Origin of the sequence: Brevundimonas sp. SL130 (assembly GCF_026625805.1) — a bacterium.
Classification (GTDB): domain Bacteria; phylum Pseudomonadota; class Alphaproteobacteria; order Caulobacterales; family Caulobacteraceae; genus Brevundimonas.
Genome location: NZ_CP113064.1, coordinates 1525889 through 1549488, shown reverse-complemented (window position 1 = coordinate 1549488; position 23600 = coordinate 1525889). Strand labels below are relative to the sequence as shown.

The following is a 23600-nucleotide window of genomic DNA, read 5'->3' as shown; positions in this document are numbered from 1 at the left end:
CTTAGCGACCCAGACCGCAAAACACCGCCCAATCATTCATCAGGGCAACCCGCCGAGCAAACAGGTCGCCTCGACGATAGGCGGCTTCGACCTTGCTTCCCACGGCGTGAGCGAGCGCCATCTCCGCCAGTTCATTCGCATGTTCTGTTCGCTCGGCCGCCCAATCCCGGAATGTGGATCGGAAGCCGTGCGGAACCGCATCCACCTTCATGTCGCGCAGCACCTTGGTCAGGGTCATGTCCGACAAGGTCCCGCCGCTTGCAGCGGGAAAGACGAGGTCATCGGGCTTGCCGGGAACGCCGAGGAGGGCGAGCGCGGCGCTGGAAAGCGCAGCGCGGTGCGCCCTTCCCCCTTTCATGCGCTCTGGTGGTACAGTCCAAATTCCGCGCGCAACATCCATCTCGCCCCAAGTGGCGCCTCTGGTCTCGCCGGAGCGGGCTGCGGTGAGAATCCCGAACAGAAGCGCCCGAGCTCCGACGCCCCCGACCTCGCCCAGACGGGCGATGAAGCCGGGCATGTCGTCGATCGGCAGTGCACGGTGATGTCTGACCCTCGAGACCTTAGAGGGATCGGCCAGCAGCTTATCGAGATGCCCCTTCCACCGGGCGGGGTTCGGTCCGGACCGGAGCTCGCGCGTCGCGGCCCAGTCCAGAACCGCCTCCAACCGCCCCCGCACACGTCTGCCGGTCTCGGTTTTCGTGGTCCAGATCGGCGTGAGAATGTCCATGACATGAGACAGACCGACCGCGTCAACGCCGAGATTCCCGACGACAGGATAGACATAGGCGGCCAGGGTCGACGACCACTGAGCCCGATGCTTGGCGTTCTTCCAGCCCGCCTCGTGCGTGGCGACATAGGCTTCGCCCGCCTGCCGGAAGGTCCATCCGGATTGAGTGGACGTCACGGTCAACCTGGCCTTCGCCGCCCGCGCCCTGTCGATCGGGTCTATGCCCGCGCGGATGAGGTCTCGGGCTTCACGCGCCGCCTCTCGTGCGCCTGACAGGGTAACGCTCGGATAGCCGCCCAGGCCCATCTCCCGACGCCGACCGCCGATGTCCGCCCTCAGGATCCAGGTCCGCCCCCTGTGGGGAGAACCTGCAGATATAAACCCGCCACCCCGCCGACGGCGTGGTAGCCGGCAGTGGCTATACGGCTGACGGCGAGAGCGCCGAGTTCGGCGGCTTGGCGTGGCATCTGACGTCGACCTGCGACATTTCTGCAATAACGATTTTTGTCCGCCAATCTTAGACGCTAGTCCGCGCTTCGCCACAGAAATCTCCAGGCCAGCTGGGAGCTATGCGTTGGATCAGGCCCCATTTCACACCCGCCTACAAACCCGCCATAGGATTTGCGATTGGGTGGGGTGTCGTGAAACGCCCTGAAAAGCTAAATACCGGAAATCTCTAAGTTTACTGTCCGTCAGAAAAGCGCTGAACAGTCCTGCAACACTTAGATTCGGACACCCTCTCCGCCACTTCAGTCCCAAGCTGGGCACGCCGATTGCCGTCGATTTCCCTCCGGAAACGGCGGTGAGCGTGCGAAGCAGCTCTCCCTTCGATCCCATGATGCGAACTTCGGCCTCTCCGACCTCGACCCGCTGGGCGAAGGCGCGCAGGTGATCCCGCCGATAGCCGCCCCCGTCGATACGGATGCGCTGGCGCGCCACGTCGGCGAACCGGCGCACGGTGGCGGGCGTCACCGCCCGATTGCCGGAGCTTTCGAGCATGGCCTGCGCCCGCTCGGCATCGACCTGCGCCTGGTCGCGAAGCGACTTCAGACCCGCGATACGGTCTTTCAGCGCGGGGTCGGTGATATCGGCCACGCCTGATTCGATCGCGTCATAGAGCCGCTTGAGCCGCAAATCGGTCTCGGCCGCCCGGCGGTTCAACTCGGCGATATGCTCTTGTCGGCGTTCGGCCCGTTCGTGGCGGCGGTCGAGGACGGAGGCCAGCACCTCTTCCAGTCGGTCGGGCTGGAGCAGCCGATCCTCGATATGGCTGGCGACGATGGTGTCGAGCTTCTCCATCGGGATCGAGCGGCCCGAACAGCCGGTCTCGCCCTGCCGCGCCTTGATCGAGCAGGTGTAGTAGCGATAACGCCCGCCCTTGCCGGTGCGGATGGTCATGGCTCCACCGCACTTCTCGCAGAAGCAGATACCCGTCAGCAGGGTCGGGCCGCTGACAACGCGCGGCGGCGTGACCTTGGGATTGCGGGCCTTCAGATGCGCCTGAACGGCGTCGAACGTCTCAAGGTCGATCAGCGGCGGCACGGGCACCGTGACGATCTCGCTGATGGGCTTCAGTTCCTTGGTCTTGGAGCGCTTGTTGAACTCGTGCTCGCCGATATAGGTGCGCCGGGTCAGAATACGGTGAAGCTGGCCGATGCCCCAGCGCCCGCCGTCGCGGGTGAAGATACGGCGCGCGTTGAGATGGCTGACGATCGCCTTGACGCCCATCGGCCCGGACGTGCCGTTCCCCTCCAGCGCCAGCCGGTAGATCAGCCGCACCGTGTCGGCGTGGAGCGGGTCGATCTCCAGCTTTTTCTTGGTCTTGGCCCCGCGCTGCTCGGCGGCGACGATGCGGTAGCCGATCGGCGGCAACGCGCCGTTCCAGAAGCCCTGCCGGGCGTTCTCCTTCAAGGCGCGCATGACGTGCTTGCCGTTCTCCTTGGACTGATACTCGTCGAACAGCGCCATGATCTGGCGCATCATGACGTGCATCGGATCGTCGCCCATCTCCTGCGTGATCGAAACGAGCTTCACGCCGTTCTTCGCCAGTTTGCGGACGTAGAATTCCAGCTCGAAGTGGTCGCGGAAGAAGCGGCTGAACGAGTGGACGACGACGATATCGAAGGGCGCGGGCTTGGTGGTCCCCGCCCCGATCATGCGCTGGAACTCAGGGCGGCGATCATTGGTGGCAGTCGCGCCCGGCTCCACGAAGGTGTCGATGAGTTGGTAGCCGCGCGACAGACAGTAGGCCTCGCCCTGGCGCTTCTGGTCGGGGATGGAAACGTCATGCTCGGCCTGCCGTGCGGTCGAGACGCGGAGATAGAGGGCGGCACGGGTGGCGACGCTGGGTGTTTCAGCGTTCATGATCGGTCCCCCTCTGCCGTGGCGGTTCGCTTTCGAGATTCTTTCAGCGGCAAGTCCAGCACGACGCGATCGTGAATGAGCTTCGGCGCAAGCTTGCGGCCGCTTCGCTCCATACGGATCAGGCCGTAGCCGATCATCGTCTTCAGCGTGCGCGACAGGTTGGACTTGGCCCGGTCTGTCAGCGCCGCCAGTTCGTCAAGCGAGTCCGGGGCCTGCTCTGCGATGATGCGCAGCATCTCGCGATTGGGAGCCGAAAGGATGCGGGCGAAGGATTCGGTCGAGGCGAACCAGACGGTTGGATCGCCCGGCGACGGCTTCTCCTCACCCCGTGCAATGCGCAGTGTGCGGGCTTTCATCTCCTCGGGATCGGCGATGCCGACCTTCAGCGTCGTCATGGCGTAGTGCCTCCGTCTGGCGCCCGCCAGGCCGGACGAAAGTCTCAGGCGGCGGATCGAAAATCACCACCTATAGTTATCATCATAGAGCAACTAAATCAAGTAAAAATGCGTCTGCACGGGCATCGCCTAGGCCGATCATGGCTCACTTGGATGGCCCGAACAACTCGTCGAAAATGTCGCCGAACCACGCCTCGAACAGGTCGATTTCGGCCTCTGTCACCGGCACGCGCTCGGGCCAGTCGTCGGTGACGGTCCAGGTCTCGACATCGTGCTTCGGCGGTCGACCGATGCGTGGGGCCGGCGTCTCGATGTCGTCCTGCGGGATATAGTCGTAGAGGTCGTCGGGCAAAGCGCCGGACACGACATGGAGCCGGCGTTGCGGGCGATCAGCGGCGCGCCGGGACATGGGAATCGCAGTCTGTGAGATGACCAACCGTAACGACACCTGTCCCTTCATCCTGATGCTGGCCTTCGCCCTGACGCCGCGCAATTCTTCCAGCATCGGCGGATTGCGCGAACTGTGAAGACGGCGCGTTGCGATATGTCGATCGTATTCCGCGATCGGTCCGGCGGAGATCGGAAGGCGTCGGCATCATGATGACCTGCCCCCGCTCGCCGCCGTGCCGCGCTTCGCTTTGGCGAACGCCCGATCGGTGGCGATGAACCGCTCCAGCATTGGTACGATGAGGCGGACGGGATCGGTGGGCGGATGGCCGCTCTCGCGGCCGAGCACCTCGGCATAGGCGGCGAGATCTCGGTGCAGATCGGCGGGCAGCTCCACTGTCACCTTCACCGGCTTGGTCTCAGTGATGGGGCCGAGCTTCAGTTTGGTCATGGCGTGGCTCCATAGGGTTCGAGCACGAGATCGCGGGTGACGATGACCCGGACGGCGAAGCCCGGCCGGATGGTGAGCGTCGGGGCGATGTTGAGCTGGCGCTGGACGATCTGCCGGCCTGTCTGGCCGATGCTGTCGGAAGCACCGTCGCGGATGGCGCTGAGCAAATCGCTTTCGTCGCTGGACGATCCCGCGTTGGCGCCGATGCTGAGCAGCGTCGAGAGCGCCGCCGCCTTGAACAGTTCCCCCCAATGATAATCGACGCCGTCCTCCAGCCCGGCATAGCCCTTGGCGTCCGCGCCCGGCTGGCGCTCCAGCACGATGGAGCGGCCATTGGGCATGATGAGGCGGTTCCAGACCAGCAACACCCGGCGCTGCCCGAAGCCGACGCCGTTGTCGTACTGGCCGATCAGCCGCGTGCCCTGCGGCACGAGCAGGATACGGCCGGTCGGGCTATCGTAGACGTTTTCCGTGACCTGGGCGGTGATCTGGCCGGGCAGATCGGAGCGGATGCCGGTGATGAGGGCGGCCGGAATGACCGCGCCGGCCTGCAGCACGTTCGGCGATGCGGGCGCAGCGATGCGATCGGGCGCGACGGTGCGTCGGTCGGCCGCCTGATTGAGGAAGGCGAGCTGGCGATCCTGCGCGGTCGGTGTCGCCGGCTGCGGCGCGAGGCCGAGGCTGGTCAGGTCCGGTATTGGCGGCGTGGCGTTGGCGGTCGTGGTGGCGGACGGCGCGGTCGTCCGCGTCTCGGTCGAAGCGAACAGCCGGCCGGTCCGCGCCGCTTCGATTTCCTGAAGCCGGCGCTGCTCTTCGGCGCTGAGACCCGGCGGAGTCGCGGCGGGTGTGCCAATGCCCGGCGTGGGCACGGGCTGGCCGCGATGCTGGGCGTAGAGGATCGGTCGCCCGAGGTCGCCCGGCAAAGCGGGTCCGAGGATCGGGCCGGTATAGTCGCGCGGCAGACCATTGAGCCCATCAGCGGTCGCGCGGTTTTCGGTCGAATAGAGTTCGGTATTTCCGCCGCCGCCATCACGGGTCTGGAGCGCATAGATCAGCGCGCCGCCGATCCCGGTGCTGGCGACCAGGCCGAGACCGATCAGCACCTTGCGCGACAGCCGGGTGACGCGCGGCGGTTCGGCGCGCAGCCGCATCGGCGCGACCGGCTCGCCGGTCAGCGGGCGGGCGTCATCGTCATCCGGCTCGGGTGTCGGCGTCTTCTCGGGATCGATGTCGCTCATGACGACGGCCTCCCGTCGGTGCGGGTGATGCGGACGCGGCGCTGGGTGTCGCCGGTGCCGAAACGCAGTTCGGCGGCGGCGAACAGCCGATCGACGATCATATGCCGGCCGCGAACGCGGTAGTTGACCAGTTCTGAGGTGTTGCCCTCCGGCCCGACGACGAACAGCGGTGGCATTTCCCCTTGCGCGATGCCGCGCGGGAATTCGATGAACACTTGCCGGCCGTCGTCGAAGGCGCGGAGCGGCCGCCATGGTGCGCGGTCGCCCTCGATCACATAGCGGAAGTTGACGTTGGCGAGATCGACGCCGGCTGCGACGGGCTGCGCGGCCTCGGCCTGGGCGTTCTGGCGGCGCAGCGCGATGAGCTGGTCCTGCGGATACTGCCAGGACACGGACGCCATATAGGTCCGCTCGGTCGAGCGCAGTTCCATATGATAGGTGCGCAGGTTGGTGTTGATGACGAGGTTGGTCATCAGCTCGGGCCGCGTCGGCTTCACCAGGATATGCACCTGTTGCGTCGCGCCGGAGCCGCTGAGCGTATCGCCGATGATCCACCGCACGGTGTCGCCGGCGGCGACCGGACCGGACCCGACCAGCGTCTCGCCGGGCTGGAGCGCGATGTCAGTGATCTGGCCGATGGCGGTATAGACCTGATAGAGCGCGCCGCCGGTATAGGGATAGACCTGCATGGCGTTGATGAAGCCGTCGCGAACCGGCTGGACGCGGGCCTGCGCATTGGCCTGATTGACGCGGGCGGCGGGATCGGTCGGCTCCGGCGCACGGCGGGATTGCTCCACCGGCTTCATCTGGCCGGGCAACGGCAGCGGACGCGGCAGCTCGACGACGGTGACGGGCGATGGCGGATCGACCGTCTGCGCGGCGGGCGCGGCGTTGTCGTAAGAAATCTCGGGCGGCTTCTGCGTCGTGGCGCAGCCAGCGAGCGCCGTTGCGGAGAGCAGCAGAACCGCAAGGTCGACTTTACGGAGAGCCGCCTTTCCGGCTTTGCGCCTCGGCGGCATGGCGGGAATACGGTTCGCCGGATGTCCGGCGGTCAGATGAGACGGCCGGATCATTGTCCAAGCTCCTTCGACCAGTTGATGGCGTTGACGTAGATTCCGAGCGGATTGGCCCGGAGCTTTTCGGCGTCGCGGGGTGGCGCGACGGCGATGGTGAGGATGGCGGTCCAGCGCGATGTCTCGGCGAGCGAGCCGTCCTGATAGCGGCGCTCGATCCAGGCGACGCGAAAACTGTCGGGCGAGGCTCGGATCACGGACGACACCTCGACGGCGATCTGCTGCTTGCCGACCTTGGTGAAAGGGTCGTTGACGCGGGCATAGTCGTTCAGCGCCATCGCCCCGCGATCCGTCGTGAACTCGTAGGCGCGCAGCCAGTTCTGCCGCACGATGATCGCATCGGCCGGGATCGAGCGGACCTGCTCGATGAAGCGCGCCAGATGCCAGGCGATCTGCGGATCGGTCGGGCGATAGTCGGCGACGGCGGGCGCGATGGCCTGGGTCTGGCCGAGCTTGTCCACTTGTACCACCCACGGCACGATCGAGCCATTGGCCGATTGCCAGACCAGCGCGCCGGATAGCCCGGCCGAGAGGATCAGCGAGCCGAAGGCCATCAGCCGCCAGTTCTTTGCCTGGACGCGGGCGGAGCCGATGCGGTCGTCCCAGACCTGGGCGGCGCGTTGATACGGCGTCTCGGGTTGCGGCGTCTTGCCGTAATGGGTGGAGGGTCGTTTGAACATCAGCGGTCGCTTTCGGAGAGGTTGACGGAAGAGCCGCCGCCATGGCTGTCGCCGGATTTGACGGCATGGGCGGCGGCCTGAATGCCGTGGGAGGCTTGGCTTCCGCGCTTCATGCGCTTGGCCCATGCGGGCGGGCCGTCAGCGCTGGCGGACGAAGACGATGCGGATGAAGCGTCGGCGCTCTCGTTCGGCGCCGTCTCGCCGGTGACGGCGCGCTCCCCGGCCTGAAAGCTGTCCTTCATGGACACGGCAGCGCGCTTGAACGGGCTGGCGACGGCGGACCCGGCCTGGGACGCGCCGGTACTGGCGACGCCCGATGCGCCTCCGGCCCGATAAGCGGCGGTCGCGCCGCCTGCGAGGGTCGCGCCGCCTCGGGCGGCGGCGGCAGCACCACCGGCGAGAGCCGCACCGCCGGACGCCACGGCGCCGATCGCAGCACCACCGGCGGCGACCATGCCGCCAGCCGCCAGACCCGTGCCGATCGCCGCACCCGCACCAAGCTGTGGGCCGCCGGAGACGAGGCCGTTGGCGATGCCGGGGCCGAAGATGCCGAGGCCCAGCAGCGACAGCGCGGCGAGCACGATCGCCATGGCGTCGTCGATCGTCGGCGCGGTGCCGCCGAATCCGGCGGTGAACTGGCTGAACAGGGTCGACCCGATGCCGATGATGACGGCGAGCACCAGCACCTTGATGCCCGACGAGATGACGTTGCCCAGCACCCGTTCGGCCATGAAGGCCGATTTGCCGAACAGGCCGAAGGGAATGAGCACGAAGCCGGCCAGCGTCGTCAGCTTGAACTCGATCAGGGTGACGAAGAGCTGGATGGCGAGGATGAAGAAGGCCAGCAGCACCAGCGCCCAGGCGAACAGCAGGCAGGCGATCTGGATGAAGTTCTCGAAGAAGGAGATCCAGCCCATCAGACCGGAGATCGATTCGAGCAGTGGTCGTCCCGCGTCGAGGCCGACCTGCGCCACCTTGCCGGGGCGCAGCAGATCGGCGGTCGTGAACCCGGTTCCACTCGCCTTCAGGCCGAGGCCCGCGAAGCTCTCGAAGACGATCCGTGCAAGGTTGTTCCAGTTACCGATGATGTAGGCGAACACCCCGACGAACAGGGTCTTCTTGATGAGCCGGCCGATGATGTCGTCATCGCCGCCCATCGACCAGAACAGGGCCGCCAGCGTCACGTCGATGACGATCAGCGTCGTGGCGATAAAGGCGACCTCGCCCGACAACAGGCCGAAGCCGCTATCGATATAGCGGGTGAAGACGGCCAGGAACTGGTCGATGACGCCGGTGCCGCCCATGTCTATCGTTCCTCGGCCGGGAGCTGCGTGGTCGGCGCGGTCTCTTTGGTGACGGGATCATCGTCCGAGGGCACGGACGGTCGTTGCCGATCGAGACCGAGGAAGCGGTCGCGGCTCTCGGCCCAGACGCGCAGGCACTCGGCGTCGCGCGCACCGGCCTCGCCGAGGCGCTGGCACCGGCGTTGCCCTTCGCGCAACGGATCGGGGGCGGACGGCGCGACCATCGGCGCGACCGGGTTCGCCGGTGTCTCGTCCTGGCGGGTCATCTCGATCGCCGTCGCGGTGACGGCGATGGCGACGAAGATGACGGCGCCGAGGCGCGCGAGGATCTTGCCGTCCATGGTCGCGCCCTCAGTTGCCGTTGTTGAACATCAGCGCGTTGCCGGGCTGGTAACCCGAGCCCGGCGTCAGGAAGCGGCGCCGCTGTTCGCGGCCCTGTTCGGCGGCTGCGGCGCGTTCGGCCTCGGTCAGCGCCTGGGCGCGGCCGTTGGCGGCGACGACGGCGGTGAGATCGGCGAGCTGCTGGGCCTGGAGCGCGAGAAGTTGGTTGCCGGCCTGCGTCGCCTGGAGCGCGCCGGTGGCGGACTGGCTCGATCCGACCAGCGCCGACATCTGTGCGCGGTTGGTGTCGATGTTGCCGACAACGCCGGCCTGCACCTTCATCGCGTCCTGCAGGCCGCCGACGGTGTTCTGCCAGCGCGAGCGGGCGTCCGTGACCAACTGGCTGTCGGAGACCGACATCGAGACGTTGCGGTATTGCTGCTGGAAGGCGCGGTCGATCTGCTGGACGTCGAAGGCGATGTTCTGTGCCTGACTCAGAAGCTGCTGGGTGCGCTTGACCGACTGCTGCAATTGCTGGAGCGACGAATATGGCAGGCTGGCCAGATTGCGCGCCTGATTGATCAGCATCGTCGCTTCGTTCTGAAGCTGGGTGATCTGCTGATTGACCGACTGGAGCGTGCGCGCCGCCGTCAGGATATTCTGGGCGTAGTTCGACGGATCGAACACGACCCACTGCGCGGCGGCGGGCGTGGTGACGATCGGCGACAAAGCGAGCGGCACGGACAGGATGGATGCGGCGACAAACGCCGCGCGTGAACGACGAAACATCATGATGGTGTCTCCATGTTGGTGAGGTCGGGGATGAGATCGGCGGCCCAGGCGACGCCGCGATGGCGCAGCCAGGCAGCGAGGAAGCCGTCGCGGCCGTTGTCAGTGACGATGCGGGCGATCTCGGTCTGATCGGTCTTCGACGAGACGGCGCAGAGCGCGAGCGCCACGTCGGACAGACCCAGCTCGAACAGCCGGTTGCCGCGCCGGGACTGGCAGTAATAATCTCGCTTCGGTGTCGCCCGCGCGAGGATCTCAATCTGGCGGTCGTTAAGGCCAAAGCGGCGATAGATGGCTGTGATCTGCGGTTCGATCGCCCGTTCGTTCGGGAGCAGAAGCCGGGTCGGGCAGCTTTCGATGATGGCGGGCGCGATGGCGCTGCCGTCGATGTCAGACAGCGACTGCGTGGCGAAGATGACGCTGGCGTTCTTTTTACGCAGCGTCTTCAGCCACTCACGGAGCTGGCCGGCAAAGCCATCATCGTCCAGCGCCAGCCAGCCTTCGTCGATGATGATAAGCGTCGGTGATCCGTCGAGCCGATCACCGATCCGGTGGAACAGGTAGGCCAGCACGGCGGGCGCGGCCTCGGTGCCGATCAGCCCTTCGGTCTCGAAGGCTTGGACCGTGGCGGAGCCGAGATATTCGGCCTCGGCGTCGAGAAGCCGGCCATGGGCGCCGCCGACACAATAAGGCCGGAGCGCCTGCTTCAGGTCGTTGGACTGGAGCAGCACGGATAGGCCGGTGATGGTCCGCTCGCCGATTGGCGCGGACGCCAACGAGGTCAGCGCCGTCCAGATATACTCTTTCACCTCGGGCGTGATGGCGACGCCTTCGCGGGTCAGGATCGCCACGATCCAGTCGGCCGCCCAGGCGCGCTCCGGCACGTCATGGATGCAGACCAGCGGTTGGAGCGACACGCTCTCGTCGCTGCCGTCGCTCAAGCCACCGCCGAGATCGTGCCAGTCGCCGCCCATGGCGAGCGCGGCGGCGCGAATACTGCCGCCGAAGTCGAAGGCGAAGACTTGCGCTTGCGGGTAGCGCCGGAACTGCATGGCCATCAGCGCCAGCAACACGGACTTGCCCGCGCCGGTCGGGCCGACGACGAGCGTATGGCCGACATCGCCAACGTGAAGGGATAACCGGAACGGGGTCGAGCCTTCGGTCTTGCCGAAGAGCAGTGGGGGCGCTGCAAAATGCTCGTCCCGTTCCGGACCGGCCCACACCGCGCTGAGCGGGATCATGTGGGCGAGGTTCAAAGTGCTGATGGGCGGCTGCCGGACGTTGGCATAGACATGACCGGGTAAGCTGCCGAGCCAGGCGTCCGCCGCGTTGATGGTCTCGGCCATCGCCGTGAAATCGCGGCCCTGGATGACCTTCTCGACCAGCCGCAGTTTCTCGTCGGCGAGGCGTGGATCGACGTCCCAGACCGTCACGGTCGCGGTGACATAGGCCAGACCGGCGTAGTCGGCCCCGAGTTCCTGCAAGGCCATGTCCGCGTCGGCCGACTTGTTGGCGGCATCGGTATCGACCAGCGCAGACGCCTCGTTGGTCATCACCTCTTTCAGAATGGCGGCGATGGACTTGCGCTTGGCGAACCACTGCCGCCGGATCTTGGTCAGCAGCTTGGTCGCATCGGTCTTGTCGAGCAGGATGGCGCGGGTGGACCAGCGATAGGGAAAGGCCAGCCGGTTCAGCTCGTCGAGCAGGCCGGGCGTCGTCGCGGTCGGGAAACCGACGATGGTCAGGACGCGCAGATGAACTGAGCCCAATCGCGGCTCCAGCCCGCCGGTGAGCGGCTGGTCGGCAACGAGCGCGTCGAGATACATCGGTGTCTCCGGCACACGGACGCGATGGCGCTGGGTCGAAACGCAGGAATGCAGGTAGGTCAGCGTCTCTGGGTCATCGAGCCAGACACATTCAGGCATGAAGCCTTCGACCAGTTGCAGCACGCGGTCGGTGCGATCGACGAAGCCGGTGAGCATCTCGCGCCCATCGACGCCGGATCGTTCGCGACCCTCGTACAGCCAGGTCTCGGCTCGCGCCGCATCCTCGGCCGGCGGCAGATAGGTGAAGGTCAGGAAATAGCTGGATTCGTAGTGCGATCCGGCTTCCTCGAAATCGGCCTTTCGCTCGGCATCGACCAGCGCGGAAGCGGCATCGGGAAAGCGGCTGGCGGCATAGGACGACGCCTCATGGCGTTGGGCTTCGACGAAGATCGCCCATCCCGATCCAAGGCGGCGGAAGGCGTTGTTCAATCGGCCGGCGACGGCGACCAGTTCGGCCGGCACGGCGCTGTCGAGGTCGGGACCGCGAAACCGCGCGGTGCGCTGGAAGCTGCCGTCCTTGTTGAGGACGACGCCTTCACCGACGAGCGCGACCCAGGGCAGGAAGTCGGCGAGACGGCTGGCGGTGCGGCGATATTCGGCCAAATTCATCATGGGATCAGCCTCCTCAAACCGACAGGTGGCCGGGGATGCGCAGATGGCGGCGCACCACATCGACGAACATCGGATCGCGCTTCGCCGCCCAGACCGCCGCGAGATGGCCGACTGCCCAGATGGCGAGGCCGACCAGCCAGAGGCGCAGACCCAGACCGAGCGCCGCCGCTAGCGTGCCGTTGAGGATGGCAAGGCCACGCGGTGCGCCGCCGAGCAGGATATGCTCGGTCACCGCCCGGTGGACGGGCACGGCATAGCCCGGCGTTTCGCCAGTCTGGTCGGGAACGCCCGCCATCAGACCAGCGCCCCGCCGCCGAACGAGAAGAACGACAGGAAGAAGCTCGATGCCGCGAACGCGATCGACAGGCCGAAAACGATCTGGATCAGGCGACGGAAGCCGCCCGACGTATCGCCGAAGGCGAGCGCCAGTCCGGTCGAGATGATGACGATCACCGCGATGATCTTGGCGACCGGTCCTTCGATCGACTGGAGGATGGATTGCAGCGGCGCTTCCCACGGCATGGACGAGCCGGAGGCGTAAGCGGCCGGCGCCAGCATGAGGCTGAGGGAAACGGTGGCCGCGGCCATCGCCATGTGGCGGCAGCCGCGCGAAAGCGTGCGGATCATCGGATATCTCCTGTGAGGTTGAGGACGGGCTGGATGTCGCCGCCGTCGTTGACGGCCGGCACGACGCGGTAATCGCCTTGCGCGTCGAGACCTTCGACACGGGCGAGTTCGACAAGGCGGCGCTGCGATCCGCGCCCGGCGAGCACCGCGACGAGATCGATCGTCTCGGCGATCAGCGCGCGCGGCACGGTGACGACGGCTTCCTGAATGAGCTGTTCGAGGCGGCGGATCGCGCCGATCGCGCTACCCGCGTGGATAGTGCCGACGCCTCCGGGATGACCGGTGCCCCAGGCCTTCAGCAGATCGAGCGCCTCGGGACCGCGCACCTCGCCGATCGGAATTCGATCGGGGCGCAGGCGCAAGCTGGAGCGCACGAGATCAGACAGCGAGGCGACGCCGTCCTTCGTTCGCATGGCCACGAGGTTGGGCGCGGCGCATTGCAGTTCGCGCGTATCCTCGATGATGACGACGCGATCGGCGGTCTTCGCCACCTCGGCCAGCAGCGCATTGGTCAGCGTCGTCTTGCCGGTCGAGGTGCCCCCAGCCACGAGGATGTTGGCGCGGGATGCGACGGCCGAGCGCAGCGCTTCGGCCTGTTCCGCCGTCATGATCCCGGCGGCGACGTAGTGGTCGAGCGTGAAGACAGCGACGGCGGGCTTGCGGATGGCGAAGGCGGGCGCGGCGACGACGGGCGGCAACAGACCCTCGAAGCGCTCGCCGGTCTCGGGCAGTTCGGCCGAGACGCGCGGCGCGCCGGCATGAACCTCCGCGCCGACATGATGCGCGACCAGGCGCACGATGCGTTCGCCATCGGCGGGGGCCAAAAACTCGCCCGTGTCGGACAGGCCTTCCGACAGCCGGTCGATCCACAGCCGCCCGTCCGGGTTCAGCATCACCTCGACGACGGCTGGGTCTTCCAGAAAGGGCGCGATGGCGGGGCCGAGCGCGGTGCGCAGCATCCGCGCGCCCCGCGTCAACCTCTCCGAATTCTGGTGTGATGCCGCCATCTGATCCCCGATCTCGCCGGGGACAACACAGACGTTCCCCGGACGGGGATGATTAAAAGAGCCGGAAGTTTGGCTGATTCAACAAATATCTAACAACCGGCGGCCATGGCGAAGAAAAGGCGGCAATCGGCGGGATTGAAAATCCCGCGATCGATAGTGATGAGCGATATTTACGCTTATCGAAATCAGAAAAGGCAACGCAATGAGCAATAATCCGGGAAAGAAAGGCAAGCCTGCGCCGTGGGTCAAGCGGGAGCGCGACGATCGCGACCGAGCGCTGGACGGGTATAAGGAGGCGCATCATCCGGCCTATCGGGTGTGGCGTGAGGCTCGTAGCGAAGTCGGCAGAAAAGCCCGTGCTGAAGCGGAGACCCTGTTTCCGGGCTTGTCGGAAATCAGCCAGTCGATGAAGCACGCCGACAAGGCGGTCAGCGCCTGGGATAAGGCGAACAAGAACCCGATGACATGGGAGGAATCGCAGGCGTTGGAGGCCGAGTTCGCCAAGAGCTATGTTCCGATCGACCGTTCATAGATCGTGCGACGGACGATCAGCGGCGTCCGTCATCCTGCATATCGCCACCATTTCGTCCGGCGTCGATGTCGCGTGACAACTCCTTCAGGAACCGGTCGCCGGTCGCCAGCCGCCGCCCGAGCGATTGCAGGAAGCCGTCGAACCTCTCCGCGCCCTTAGCACGGGCTGACGCCTGGGCGCTGTCGGGCAGCGGTGGGGTTACGGTCAGCCAGAAGCGGATGAACAGCGAGAGTGTCTCGCCGAGCATGGCGAGATCCTCGTCCAGGCCATCGACCTGCCGGCCGAGTTTGTCCATGCGCCGTGCGAAGACGGCCTCCAGCCGTTCGGAGGCATCGGCCGACAGGAAGGACGCGACGGCGGCTTCGATCACGGCCGACTTGGAGACGTTGCGGCGCAGCGCCAGCGCCTCGACCTTCTTCAGCAGGTCCGGCTCGAAATAGACGTTCATGCGGGTCTTGGTCTGCATGGCGACAGCTCCTTACAGTTCGATGCCGTCGGCCGGGTCCATGGTCGCCTGCCGGGCGACGGACGTGACCTGCTGGCGCATGGTGCGGGATTTGGCGGCGTCAACGTCCGGCTCGTCGTCGAGAACATCGAACTCACCCGCCACCGGGCGTTCGTCCGGCGCGATCTCCTCATGCTCGGGCAGTTCCGGCTCGTGGCGAATACCGGCATTGGCGGGGTCGGTCGCGGCATCGGAGGGCGTCGGCGATGCGGATGACGCGGCGGGTGCCGGTATCGTCAGCGCCGACCAGTCGTCGCCGGATGGCGTTTGCGGCGCCTTGGACTGAGCGGACAGGTCGGGCGGTGGCAGCAACCGCTCCTTGAAGCGGGCATCCTCGTAGTAGCGCGCCTTCTTCGCCCGGATCGGCGGCACGCCCGCGACCAGTAGCAGTTCGTCGGTCGGAGGAAGCTGCATCACCTCGCCGGGGGTCAGCAGCGGCCGGGCCGTCTCCTGCCGCGACACCATGAGATGGCCGAGCCAGGGCGACAGCCGATGGCCGGCATAGTTGGTGGAATCGCGCATCTCGGTCGCGGTGCCGAGTGAGTCCGAGACGCGCTTGGCGGTGCGCTCGTCATTGGTGGCGAAGGCGACGCGGACATGGCAATTGTCGAGCACCGAATTGTTCGCGCCATAGGCCTTCTCAATCTGGTTGAGGCTCTGCGCGATCAGGAAACTCTTGATGCCGTAGCCAGCCATGAAGGCCAGCGCGGACTCGAAGAAGTCGAGGCGGCCGAGCGCGGGAAACTCGTCGAGCATGAGCAGCAGCCGATGGCGCTTGGCAGAACCGTTCAGTTCCTCGGTCAGCCGCCGCCCGACTTGATTGAGGATCAGGCGGATCAGCGGCTTGGTGCGGGCGATGTCGGATGGCGGCACGACGAGATAGAGGCTGACCGGCCGCTTGCCCGCGACGAGATCGGCGATGCGCCAGTCGCAGCGCGCTGTCACCTTCGCTACCACGGGATCGCGATACAGGCCGAGAAACGACATGGCTGTGGACAGCACGCCCGAGCGCTCGTTGTCGGATTTGTTGAGCAGCTCGCGGGCCGACGAGGCGATGACGGGATGCACGCCGGCTTCGCCCAGATGCGGCGTGGACATCATCGCGCGCAGCGTCGCCTCCATCGGGCGCTTCGGATCGGAGAGGAAGTTGGCGACACCGGCCAGCGTCTTGTCGGGTTCGGCATAGAGGACGTGCAGGATCACCCCGACCAGCAGCGAATGGCTGGTCTTTTCCCAGTGGTTGCGCTTGTCGAGCGCGCCTTCGGGATCGACCAGGATGTCGGCGATGTTCTGGACGTCGCGCACCTCCCAATCGCCGCGCCGGACCTCCAGCAGCGGATTGTAGGCGGAGGATTTGGCATCCGTCGGATCGAACAGCAGCACACGGCCATGCCCGGCGCGGAATCCCGCCGTCAGGCCCCAGTTTTCGCCCTTGATATCATGGACGATGACGCTGCCCGGCCAGGTCAGCAGCGTCGGCACGACGAGACCGACGCCCTTGCCGGAGCGGGTCGGCGCGAAGCACAGCACATGCTCCGGGCCATCGTGACGCAGATAGTCGCGCTCCAGCCTGCCGAGCACCACGCCATCTGGGCCGAGCAGTCCGGCCGCCTTCGCCTCATCGGGCGAGGCCCAGCGCGCCGAGCCATAGGTGGCGACGTTCTTGGCTTCCCGCGCCCGGATAATCGACAGGGTGATGGCGACGGCGATGGAGAGGAAGCCGCCCGACGCCGCGATGATCGCGCCCTCGACGAAGATTGCGGGCGCATAGGCATCGTAGGAATACCACCACCAGAAGAAGGCGGGCGGATAATAGACCGGCCAGCCGCCCAGTTCGAACCAAGGCGTGCCGAGTTGCCCCTGAAATCCGAGCCGCCACGCCGTCCATTGGGTCGCGGCCCAAATCGCCGCCAGCACGATGACGACGACGATGGTGATCTGGCCCCAGAGGACACGGCTTCCCGACATACAGGCTCCAATCGGCAAAAGAGACGGAGCCGATCAGAGAATAGGCGGTTTCACGAGAGGCAACAGAAAAGAACAGCGAGAGTACTGCCGGATACCATGGCGTAGAAATCGGACGGGTCAGTGCCGCGTGTCGCGGGCTTCCTCGACGGCCTGTTCCAATATGCGCCGGTAGCCGATCTTCCTCATCCATTGCGCGCGGGCGAGATGGCTTTCCCAGCATTTGCGGGTGCGGCCGGTTTCCGCGACCGGATCGCGATGCAGCACGATCCGTGCGACCTCTGTCCAATCCGCTCCGTCCGCTTTAGCGTCCAGCAGGCGCAGATAGGTGACGAAATGCGCCTCGTCATAGAGGGTCACGTCCGGCTCGATGGGAGCCAGGTCATCGACATCGGGATCGAGTTCGGGTTTGACGCGCATCTGCGGCCTCCTTCCGGCACCGCTGCTAGGATGATGATTGCCTCGTTTTTGCTTCGCCCTTGCGACGGATCGATCTTGAAAACTCAGTTTCATTGAGCGTGGTCTACCATAAACAGTCGAAGCGACAGGATGAATACCACATCGCTTGACGAATCGGAACCATCGTTCCTGGAACGATCATTCCTATTCAGGTTCCGCTCTTGCCATGGATCTCAAGGAGATCATGGCGACTAATCTGCGTCGGATACGCCATGACAAACAAATGACGCAGGAAGAATTGGCGGATAGCGCGGGCCTGAGTGCGCGTTATATCGGGGCGATCGAGCGTGCCGACGTGTCAGCCAGCGTAACCGTTCTCGGCCAGATCGCCAGCGCGTTGGATGTCGAGCCGGCGGACCTCTTGACGAATTAAGCTGAGCGGCTCATCTCCGTCGCGAGATCGAGAAAATTTTTGAGCGCAGGGCTGCGGTTGTGAGGCGACCATACTGCACTGAATTTCGCTTCCTCTGTCTCGTCTGCAATCCGGCGGAACGCGATGCCGGGGAATGGCACGGACGCGACAGCCTCCGTTGTGAGCTTTATCCCTTCGCCATCGGCAACCATATGCATCAGTGTGTCACGGCCTACATCAAACCGTTGAATGTTTGGCGTCCGGTTTCGCTCAGCGAGACGACGCGTGATGTGGTTCAGGAACTGTGGACCTGCGCCGCCCCGCCGGACAAGCAATTTCTCCGATGCCAAGTCCTCCCAGCCAAAGGCAACTGCCGTCGCCATTGGATGATGAATAGGCATTGCGACGACAAATGGCTCGCTCCACAACGACCGTGAGTGGCAGTCAGGCAAGTCAATGGCTCTCATTGTGAAAGCGACGTCCAGAAAGCGATCTCGGACTTGCCGAATAGTGTCGGTTGCCCTTCCCTCAGTGATGATAATTTGGATCTCAGTGTACTTTTCCAGAAATCGATGGCGGAGATCGGCTAAAAAGCCGGACGCGATCGACGAATCTAGCCCAATACGTAGCTGTCCAATCGTGCCCGTCGAGACTGCGCCTGCCGTCGTGATGGCATGGTCGAGATGTTCTATGCCCATGGCTATCTGATTTACGAAACCTCGACCTGCCTCGGTCAAATGCACGCCGCGATGCCGTCTTTCGAACAGTATTGTTCCAAGATGGTCTTCAAGCGCCTTTATCCGCGTACTTACGCTGGATTGACTAACGCCGAGGTAGCTGGCCGCATGACGAAAATTGAGGAATTCCGCTACTGTGAGCACATTAACCAATGTTCTCATTGAGATCCTCGATATCAAAAAGCGATGCTTTTCGAAAGATCGATGCCCCCCAATCGGCGAACTTCCGTTGCCGAATTTTTGAATAGGAGCCGTTGTTTCGAAGTCATGCCTCTCAATCATTTTCGCGATGATCCGAAGCGCCTAGACGCCAGTAGCCCTTTGCGTCGATCGACGGGTGCAAGATGCCGCGATCGACTAGCAGATGCGTGCGCATGGCGCGCACCATGAACGCCTCGCCAGCGAGGAAGACCTGGCAGTCGGGTGGCAGGTCCGCCTGCTGCACCACCAGTTCGAGCTTGCCGGTGGTTCCCGGGAAGGCCGTGCCGGAATGCACCCAGTGGATCGTCATATCCGCCGGCGAAACCAGCACCTGCTCCTCGCCAGCATCGGCGACTTCGATGAATATCCGCGTCCGTGTGCCGGTGGAGAGTCGCTCAACGATCCCTGCAATCGCGGGCAGCGCCGTCGCGTCGCCGATCAGCACCTGCTCTTGCTGCGACGGATCGATCCAGTAGCCCGACCTCGGGCCGGCAAGCTGTAGCGTGTCGCCTTCGCGGACGCGGGCGATCCACCATGCGGCTGGTCCTTGATCGCCGTGCAGGGCAAAATCGAAGGTTATCCAACCCTGCGCGGCGTTGTAGGCGCGGATAGTATAGGCCCGACCTTGCGGCTTGATGTTGGATGGTATGGGGAAAAACAGCTTCATCCACATCGCTGGGCGATCTATGGGCATGTCCTTGAGGCCATCACCGGCGACGCTAATGCGCCGCATTCTTGGTGTGATGTCCTCAATACCGATGACGCGGGCGTCATGGAGCGTTCTGGATTTGAGCGGGAGCATAGGCTTTATCCTCACGCCTTGCCCGGCAGCGCTTTGTGAGGATTCCGGGCGAACCAGAGAATCGCAAGCGCGGCCAGAAAGGCGAAACTGGAGAAAAAGAAGAAGTCGTTGAGCGCCAGCATGTGGGCCTGGACGTCCTGAGCGCGCGCGATCACGCTCCATGCTTGTTCGTCGGATAGGCCCGTTGCGCGTAGATTGGCGACCGCGCCAGCGCTTCGTTCATCGAAGGGATTCAGCCGTTCGACCAGATGGGTCTGGTGGAACCGCGATCGGCTGTCCCAGAAGGTCGCGGCTAGGCTGGCGATCAGGCTACCCGACATCATGCGGATGGCGGTCTGAAGGCCTGAGGCCGAAGCCAACTTCTCGCCCGGTAGGCCCGCCAGCGAAAGGCTGACCACCGGCGTCAAGAAGAAGCCGATGCCGATCCCCTGCGCCAGATGCATACACGCGATCGTACCGGCATCGATCCCGGTCGTCGTGCCTGACCGCCACCATGCCACCGCCGCCCAGGCGAGAAAGGCAATGCTGGCGTAAATGCGGGCGTCGCCCTTCGCCACCCAGCGGCCGAGGAAGGGCGCGAGCAGGATGCCAAACAGGCCCATTGGCGCAGTGACAAGACCAGCCCAGGTTGAGCTGTAGCCGAGATTGGTCTGTAGCCAGAGCGGGATCAGCACCAGAGAGGCGAAGTAGAGACCAAAACCCGCCGCGACAGCGATCGTCCCAACTGCGAAGTTGCGATGTGCGAACATGCGCAGGTCTATGATCGGATGCGCCTCGCCCAGTTCCCAGATCACCAGCGTGACGAGGCTGACAACGGCAAGGATCGCGGTGACACATATGAAGGGCGACGAGAACCAGTCGAGCGTACGCCCGCGGTCGAGCGTCACCTGCAAACAACCGATACCCAGCGCCAGCAAACCCAACCCGCGCAAATCCACCGGCAGGCGCATCGATGATGTGTCACGCCCTTTCAGGAGCGTCATGGTCGAGAGAACGACGAAAATGCCGACCGGCGCGTTGACAAGGAATATCCACGGCCAGCTATAGCTGTCGGTGATCCACCCGCCGAGCAGCGGCCCGGCAACAGGGCCGGCCATGTTTGTCATCGCCCACATCGCAACAGCCAAGGTACGCTTCTGGGGCGGAAACACTGCGACAAGCAGTGCCTGGCTCAAGGGCACGATCGGCCCGGCTACGGCACCTTGTAGGACGCGGAACAACAGGAGCGAGTCGAACGACCAGGCAAGGCCGCACAGGACTGAAGCCAGTGTGAACGCGGCTATGGCGGCGACGAACAATCGCACCTGCCCGAAGCGGCGGCCAAGCCAGCCGGTCAGAGGGATACAGATGGCGTTAGCGATGGCGAACGAGGTGATCGCCCATTCACCTTCTTCTGATCCGACACCGAGATTGCCCGAGATGGTCGGCACCGAGACATTGGCGATGGTGACGTCCACCACGGCCATGAAGGAGGCCAGCCCAAACGTCACCGCCGCCAGCGCTAGCTTGCTCCCCTCAAGTGGGGCGATGGGGTGTTTTGCGCTCATGGCTGACGCCCGATATTGGCGGCAATGACCCGAGCGACGGTCGCGTCGGCTTCGTGGGCCTGCGCGTCATAGAGCGCCACGCTTTCGGACTGCGGGGCGCCGGGCTCGGCCTTAGGGCCGCAATGGCCGGTATCGATTGTGACCTTAGTCGACAGTCCGATGCGCAGGGGCTCGCGCGTCAGTTCAACAGGGTCGAGCAGGATGCGGACCGGCACGCGCTGTACCACCTTAATCCAGTTGCCCGTCGCGTTCTGCGCAGGGAGCAGCGCGAAGGCCGCGCCGCTCCCCGCTTCGATGTCCGCAACGCGGCCGTGATAGGTGACACGGCGGCCGTACACGTCGGCGATGACAGTGGCGGGCTGGCCAGGGCAGATACCGTCGAGCTGGACTTCCTGGAAGTTGGCGTCGATCCACAGCCCGTCGAGCGGCACCACAGCCATTAGCCGGTCGCCCGGCGCAACACGGCGACCGAGCTGGACGCTGCGTTGCGCAACCATCCCGCCCACCGGGGCGACGATACGCGTCCGGGCAAGCGACAGCGCCGCCGCACGGACGCGTTCGGCGGCGGCCTGCACGTCGGGATGGGAGGCCAGCGTCGCGCCGCTGGTCTGAACGAGCGCCTGCGCACGGGCTTCGCCAGCAGCGGCGACGATCGCTTCTGCGCTGCGCACGGCGTCGCGGGCGTGGCGGACATCCTCGCCCGTCACCGCGCCGGTATTGGCGATGGCCTGCCGCTGCGACAGGTCGGCGCGGGCCTTATCGAGATTGGCCTGTGCGACGGCGATCTCCGCATCGAACCGGGCATTGGTGGCGAGTAACCCACGCACATTGCGGACAGCACGCGCAAGATCTGCCTCCGCCGCGGCGAGAGCGATGCGGGCGTCGCTGGCATCGATCTCGACCAGCGTCGTTCCCGCGGTCACGCGGTCGCTGTTGTCGGCTCCAATTCGGATGACGGCGCCGGCCACCTGCGGAGTTACGGCCACGACATGCCCGTTCACATAGGCATCGTCGGTCTCCTGGCTGTCACTGCCAGACAGCCAGCTATAGCCGGCCCAGCCCAGCGCGATGACCGCAACGCTTGCGCCTAGCGCGATGAGTCGATTGCGGCGGATAGACGCCGGATCGGCGGCGGAAGAAGGGGGAGTGTCGGTCATTGTACTTGTCCTGAGAGAGTGGAGGAAGGCGTCCAGGCCCCGCCGAGCGCGCGGATCAGCGCGATCTGGGCGACGGCAACGCGCGCGTCGGCTTTGGCTGCGTGGCGTTGGGCCAGCAGCAGCGCCGTTTCGGTCGAGAGGCGATCGGCTGCACTCGACAGGCCTTGCCGCTCACGCAGTTTCTGAAGGTCTAGAATGCGTGACCAGTGAGCGATGGCGGCCCGTGCCTCGCCTTGCCGGGCGCGTTCCGTCGTCAGGTTGCTCACGCCATCGGCGACCTGGCGCAGCGCTTCGGTCAGCGCGCCATTATAGGCGGCGACTGCGGCGTCATAGTCCGCTGCCTTGCCGCGCAGATTGGCACGTAGACGCCCGCCGTCGAAGATCGGCAGCGACACGGCAGCTCCTGCCCCCGTGGCTATACTGCCGGCGCGAAGCAACGACCCAAGGCCGACGCTCTTCACGCCGCTAAAGGCGATCAGATCGACATCCGGATAGAAGGCGGCCCTGGCGACGCCGATGTCACGCGCCGCCGCCTCGACCGCCGCGCGCGCTGCCGCGACATCGGCGCGTGCGCCCAGCAGGTTGGCCGGGATAGCGGACAACGGTGCCGGATCGACGATCGCCTTCAGTGATGGCCGGGTCAGCCCATCGGCGAATGCTGGATCGCGTCCCAGAAGCGCCGCGATCTGATGACGGCGTGCGGCGATCTCGCCATCGAGCCGTGCGATTTCATCGCGTGTCGCGGTGGTCGCTTCGCGTGTCTGCGTGGTTTCGATCCCGGTCGCGAGGCCGGCGCGCTCGCGGATGGAGAGCAGGTCAATGACACCTTGACGCCGGGCCAGCCCCGCCGTCGCCATGTCTCGCTCGTGATAGGCGGCGTCGAGACGGACATAGGCATCCACCAGCGCAGTTCGCAGAAGAAGGGTGGCATCGTCTGCCTCGGCGCGCGCCATGTCCAGACGCGCGGCGGCTGCGGCCTGCGTATCACGCCGCTTGCCCCAGAAGTCGAGCGCATAGCTGGCGTTGGCGGTGAGCGCGCCATCGCTTCCCCAATTGCCGGCATAGGGCGCATCATAGGTGCTATGATCGGGAAAGCGCTCGCCTACCGCCTGGGCGGAACCATCGACGGTCGGGAGCCGATCGGCGATGGCGGCATCAAGACCTGCGGCGGCACGGCGCATCCGCGCGGCGGCCACAGCGATCGACGGTGCGGTCGACGCTTCGGATGCGATTAGGCGATCAAGCTGCGGATCGCGCCACGCCGTCCACCAGGAAACTGCAACCGTTCTGCCCGGCTGCACGGCCGCCGCGCCAATGTCCTTTCCCGATGAAAAACTGGCTGTATCCGCCAGTGCTTCATCGGTTCGGATCGACTGGCTGCCGCTTGCACAGGCAGACAGCGCGAACAGGCAACCGCAGGCCAAAAGGCGTGCATGTCGGTTGGATCGGGACGAGAAATGAAGATTGCGCATGAAACAGGTCCGAATGTTGGTTGGCCTGAAAATGCCTGCGATTTTCTCTTTCAAAAATGATTAATCTGAT

25 protein-coding genes are annotated in these 23600 nt (G+C 65.2%); 2 read left to right on the top strand and 23 right to left on the bottom strand.

Annotated elements, in window-relative coordinates; genetic code table 11:
* Window position 1: 1 nt before the first annotated feature.
* The 15 genes from OU998_RS07730 to trbB all read right to left on the bottom strand — a co-directional run bounded on the left by OU998_RS07730 (window position 2) and on the right by trbB (window position 13753).
* On the bottom strand, window positions 2–1270 hold the full coding sequence (locus OU998_RS07730) for a tyrosine-type recombinase/integrase (RefSeq protein WP_267516383.1): 1269 nt from the start codon (window positions 1268–1270) through the stop codon (window positions 2–4).
* A gap of 48 nt (window positions 1271–1318) precedes the next feature.
* A complete protein-coding gene (locus tag OU998_RS07725) occupies window positions 1319–3091 on the bottom strand; it encodes a recombinase family protein (RefSeq protein WP_267516381.1) in 1773 nt (590 codons plus the stop codon).
* Window positions 3088–3486 (bottom strand): helix-turn-helix domain-containing protein, encoded by a 399-nt coding sequence (locus tag OU998_RS07720; protein ID WP_051013768.1) that lies wholly within the window; start codon window positions 3484–3486, stop codon window positions 3088–3090. The genes OU998_RS07725 and OU998_RS07720 overlap by 4 nt, the downstream gene beginning before the upstream one ends.
* A gap of 145 nt (window positions 3487–3631) precedes the next feature.
* Window positions 3632–3895: a hypothetical protein gene (locus OU998_RS07715; protein WP_267516379.1), complete on the bottom strand. Its 264-nt coding sequence runs from the start codon at window positions 3893–3895 to the stop codon at window positions 3632–3634.
* A 186-nt stretch (window positions 3896–4081) separates the two neighbouring features.
* Window positions 4082–4324, bottom strand: coding sequence for a DUF2274 domain-containing protein (locus OU998_RS07710; RefSeq protein ID WP_267516377.1), 243 nt, complete (start codon window positions 4322–4324; stop codon window positions 4082–4084).
* The gene (locus OU998_RS07705; protein WP_267516741.1) at window positions 4321–5475 is read right to left on the bottom strand and encodes a TrbI/VirB10 family protein; all 1155 of its coding nucleotides are present in this window, start codon (window positions 5473–5475) and stop codon (window positions 4321–4323) included. Before OU998_RS07705 ends, OU998_RS07710 begins: the two co-directional genes overlap by 4 nt.
* Window positions 5476–5558: 83 nt before the next feature.
* On the bottom strand, window positions 5559–6581 hold the full coding sequence (trbG, locus tag OU998_RS07700) for a P-type conjugative transfer protein TrbG (RefSeq protein WP_267516740.1): 1023 nt from the start codon (window positions 6579–6581) through the stop codon (window positions 5559–5561).
* Window positions 6582–6631: 50 nt separating this feature from the next.
* The gene (trbF, locus tag OU998_RS07695) at window positions 6632–7315 is read right to left on the bottom strand and encodes a conjugal transfer protein TrbF (RefSeq protein WP_267516376.1); all 684 of its coding nucleotides are present in this window, start codon (window positions 7313–7315) and stop codon (window positions 6632–6634) included.
* The gene (gene trbL / locus OU998_RS07690) at window positions 7315–8619 is read right to left on the bottom strand and encodes a P-type conjugative transfer protein TrbL (protein ID WP_267516374.1); all 1305 of its coding nucleotides are present in this window, start codon (window positions 8617–8619) and stop codon (window positions 7315–7317) included. Before trbL ends, trbF begins: the two co-directional genes overlap by 1 nt.
* 2 nt (window positions 8620–8621) lie before the next feature.
* A complete protein-coding gene (gene trbK-alt, locus OU998_RS07685; RefSeq protein WP_267516372.1) occupies window positions 8622–8960 on the bottom strand; it encodes a putative entry exclusion protein TrbK-alt in 339 nt (112 codons plus the stop codon).
* A gap of 10 nt (window positions 8961–8970) precedes the next feature.
* Window positions 8971–9732: a P-type conjugative transfer protein TrbJ gene (gene trbJ, locus OU998_RS07680; RefSeq protein WP_267516370.1), complete on the bottom strand. Its 762-nt coding sequence runs from the start codon at window positions 9730–9732 to the stop codon at window positions 8971–8973.
* On the bottom strand, window positions 9729–12167 hold the full coding sequence (gene trbE, locus OU998_RS07675) for a conjugal transfer protein TrbE (RefSeq protein ID WP_267516368.1): 2439 nt from the start codon (window positions 12165–12167) through the stop codon (window positions 9729–9731). Before trbE ends, trbJ begins: the two co-directional genes overlap by 4 nt.
* Window positions 12168–12180: 13 nt before the next feature.
* Window positions 12181–12462, bottom strand: coding sequence for a VirB3 family type IV secretion system protein (locus OU998_RS07670; protein ID WP_267516367.1), 282 nt, complete (start codon window positions 12460–12462; stop codon window positions 12181–12183).
* Window positions 12462–12794 (bottom strand): TrbC/VirB2 family protein, encoded by a 333-nt coding sequence (locus OU998_RS07665; protein ID WP_018390147.1) that lies wholly within the window; start codon window positions 12792–12794, stop codon window positions 12462–12464. Before OU998_RS07665 ends, OU998_RS07670 begins: the two co-directional genes overlap by 1 nt.
* Window positions 12791–13753, bottom strand: a complete 963-nt coding sequence (trbB, locus tag OU998_RS07660) for a P-type conjugative transfer ATPase TrbB (protein ID WP_420709819.1) — start codon at window positions 13751–13753, stop codon at window positions 12791–12793. Before trbB ends, OU998_RS07665 begins: the two co-directional genes overlap by 4 nt.
* A gap of 250 nt (window positions 13754–14003) precedes the next feature.
* Between trbB and OU998_RS07655 the strand changes: the two genes are divergently transcribed.
* Window positions 14004–14333, top strand: a complete 330-nt coding sequence (locus OU998_RS07655) for a hypothetical protein (protein ID WP_267516364.1) — start codon at window positions 14004–14006, stop codon at window positions 14331–14333.
* A 16-nt stretch (window positions 14334–14349) separates the two neighbouring features.
* Here OU998_RS07655 and OU998_RS07650 read toward each other — a convergent pair whose 3' ends face one another.
* The 3 genes from OU998_RS07650 to OU998_RS07640 form a co-directional block, all read right to left on the bottom strand.
* Window positions 14350–14799, bottom strand: coding sequence for a CopG family transcriptional regulator (locus OU998_RS07650; RefSeq protein ID WP_267516363.1), 450 nt, complete (start codon window positions 14797–14799; stop codon window positions 14350–14352).
* A 12-nt stretch (window positions 14800–14811) separates the two neighbouring features.
* Complete coding sequence (locus OU998_RS07645) at window positions 14812–16806, bottom strand: conjugal transfer protein TraG (protein ID WP_267516362.1); 1995 nt, start codon at window positions 16804–16806, stop codon at window positions 14812–14814.
* Window positions 16807–16923: 117 nt separating this feature from the next.
* On the bottom strand, window positions 16924–17223 hold the full coding sequence (locus OU998_RS07640) for a DNA -binding domain-containing protein (protein ID WP_267516361.1): 300 nt from the start codon (window positions 17221–17223) through the stop codon (window positions 16924–16926).
* A 223-nt stretch (window positions 17224–17446) separates the two neighbouring features.
* On the opposite strand from OU998_RS07640, the gene OU998_RS07635 reads away from it, so the two are divergent.
* Window positions 17447–17635 carry a helix-turn-helix domain-containing protein gene (locus OU998_RS07635; RefSeq protein WP_267516360.1) on the top strand — a complete coding sequence of 63 codons (189 nt, stop codon included), beginning with the start codon at window positions 17447–17449 and terminating at the stop codon, window positions 17633–17635.
* Here the strand turns inward: OU998_RS07635 and OU998_RS07630 are convergent.
* The 5 genes from OU998_RS07630 to OU998_RS07610 are packed head-to-tail and all read right to left on the bottom strand — an operon-like array spanning window position 17632 to window position 23584.
* Window positions 17632–18633, bottom strand: a complete 1002-nt coding sequence (locus OU998_RS07630; RefSeq protein ID WP_267516359.1) for a LysR family transcriptional regulator — start codon at window positions 18631–18633, stop codon at window positions 17632–17634. The genes OU998_RS07635 and OU998_RS07630 overlap by 4 nt on opposite strands.
* Window positions 18626–19354 carry a siderophore-interacting protein gene (locus OU998_RS07625; protein ID WP_267516357.1) on the bottom strand — a complete coding sequence of 243 codons (729 nt, stop codon included), beginning with the start codon at window positions 19352–19354 and terminating at the stop codon, window positions 18626–18628. The genes OU998_RS07630 and OU998_RS07625 overlap by 8 nt, the downstream gene beginning before the upstream one ends.
* 11 nt (window positions 19355–19365) lie before the next feature.
* Window positions 19366–20901 carry a DHA2 family efflux MFS transporter permease subunit gene (locus OU998_RS07620; protein ID WP_267516355.1) on the bottom strand — a complete coding sequence of 512 codons (1536 nt, stop codon included), beginning with the start codon at window positions 20899–20901 and terminating at the stop codon, window positions 19366–19368.
* Entirely contained in the window at window positions 20898–22058 is a 1161-nt protein-coding gene (locus OU998_RS07615) for an efflux RND transporter periplasmic adaptor subunit (protein WP_267516354.1), read from the bottom strand. The genes OU998_RS07620 and OU998_RS07615 overlap by 4 nt, the downstream gene beginning before the upstream one ends.
* On the bottom strand, window positions 22055–23584 hold the full coding sequence (locus OU998_RS07610) for an efflux transporter outer membrane subunit (RefSeq protein ID WP_267516353.1): 1530 nt from the start codon (window positions 23582–23584) through the stop codon (window positions 22055–22057). Before OU998_RS07610 ends, OU998_RS07615 begins: the two co-directional genes overlap by 4 nt.
* Window positions 23585–23600: the final 16 nt, after the last annotated feature.

Bases quoted from the DNA above. Each gene is read 5' to 3' on its own strand.
- OU998_RS07720 (WP_051013768.1), bottom strand. From the start codon at position 3,486: ATGACGACGCTGAAGGTCGGCATCGCCGATCCCGAGGAGATGAAAGCC.
- OU998_RS07705 (WP_267516741.1), bottom strand. From the start codon at position 5,475: ATGCGGCTGCGCGCCGAACCGCCGCGCGTCACCCGGCTGTCGCGCAAG.
- OU998_RS07630 (WP_267516359.1), bottom strand. From the start codon at position 18,633: ATGATTGAGAGGCATGACTTCGAAACAACGGCTCCTATTCAAAAATTC.
- OU998_RS07655 (WP_267516364.1), top strand. From the start codon at position 14,004: ATGAGCAATAATCCGGGAAAGAAAGGCAAGCCTGCGCCGTGGGTCAAG.
- OU998_RS07640 (WP_267516361.1), bottom strand. From the start codon at position 17,223: ATGCGCGTCAAACCCGAACTCGATCCCGATGTCGATGACCTGGCTCCC.
- trbE (WP_267516368.1), bottom strand. From the start codon at position 12,167: ATGATGAATTTGGCCGAATATCGCCGCACCGCCAGCCGTCTCGCCGAC.
- OU998_RS07710 (WP_267516377.1), bottom strand. From the start codon at position 4,324: ATGACCAAACTGAAGCTCGGCCCCATCACTGAGACCAAGCCGGTGAAG.
- trbK-alt (WP_267516372.1), bottom strand. From the start codon at position 8,960: ATGGACGGCAAGATCCTCGCGCGCCTCGGCGCCGTCATCTTCGTCGCC.
- OU998_RS07725 (WP_267516381.1), bottom strand. From the start codon at position 3,091: ATGAACGCTGAAACACCCAGCGTCGCCACCCGTGCCGCCCTCTATCTC.
- trbF (WP_267516376.1), bottom strand. From the start codon at position 7,315: ATGTTCAAACGACCCTCCACCCATTACGGCAAGACGCCGCAACCCGAG.
- OU998_RS07650 (WP_267516363.1), bottom strand. From the start codon at position 14,799: ATGCAGACCAAGACCCGCATGAACGTCTATTTCGAGCCGGACCTGCTG.
- OU998_RS07635 (WP_267516360.1), top strand. From the start codon at position 17,447: ATGGCGACTAATCTGCGTCGGATACGCCATGACAAACAAATGACGCAG.
- OU998_RS07670 (WP_267516367.1), bottom strand. From the start codon at position 12,462: ATGGCGGGCGTTCCCGACCAGACTGGCGAAACGCCGGGCTATGCCGTG.
- trbG (WP_267516740.1), bottom strand. From the start codon at position 6,581: ATGCCGCCGAGGCGCAAAGCCGGAAAGGCGGCTCTCCGTAAAGTCGAC.
- trbL (WP_267516374.1), bottom strand. From the start codon at position 8,619: ATGGGCGGCACCGGCGTCATCGACCAGTTCCTGGCCGTCTTCACCCGC.
- OU998_RS07645 (WP_267516362.1), bottom strand. From the start codon at position 16,806: ATGTCGGGAAGCCGTGTCCTCTGGGGCCAGATCACCATCGTCGTCGTC.
- OU998_RS07715 (WP_267516379.1), bottom strand. From the start codon at position 3,895: ATGTCCCGGCGCGCCGCTGATCGCCCGCAACGCCGGCTCCATGTCGTG.
- trbB (WP_420709819.1), bottom strand. From the start codon at position 13,753: ATGCTGCGCACCGCGCTCGGCCCCGCCATCGCGCCCTTTCTGGAAGAC.
- OU998_RS07615 (WP_267516354.1), bottom strand. From the start codon at position 22,058: ATGACCGACACTCCCCCTTCTTCCGCCGCCGATCCGGCGTCTATCCGC.
- OU998_RS07620 (WP_267516355.1), bottom strand. From the start codon at position 20,901: ATGAGCGCAAAACACCCCATCGCCCCACTTGAGGGGAGCAAGCTAGCG.
- OU998_RS07625 (WP_267516357.1), bottom strand. From the start codon at position 19,354: ATGCTCCCGCTCAAATCCAGAACGCTCCATGACGCCCGCGTCATCGGT.
- OU998_RS07665 (WP_018390147.1), bottom strand. From the start codon at position 12,794: ATGATCCGCACGCTTTCGCGCGGCTGCCGCCACATGGCGATGGCCGCG.
- trbJ (WP_267516370.1), bottom strand. From the start codon at position 9,732: ATGATGTTTCGTCGTTCACGCGCGGCGTTTGTCGCCGCATCCATCCTG.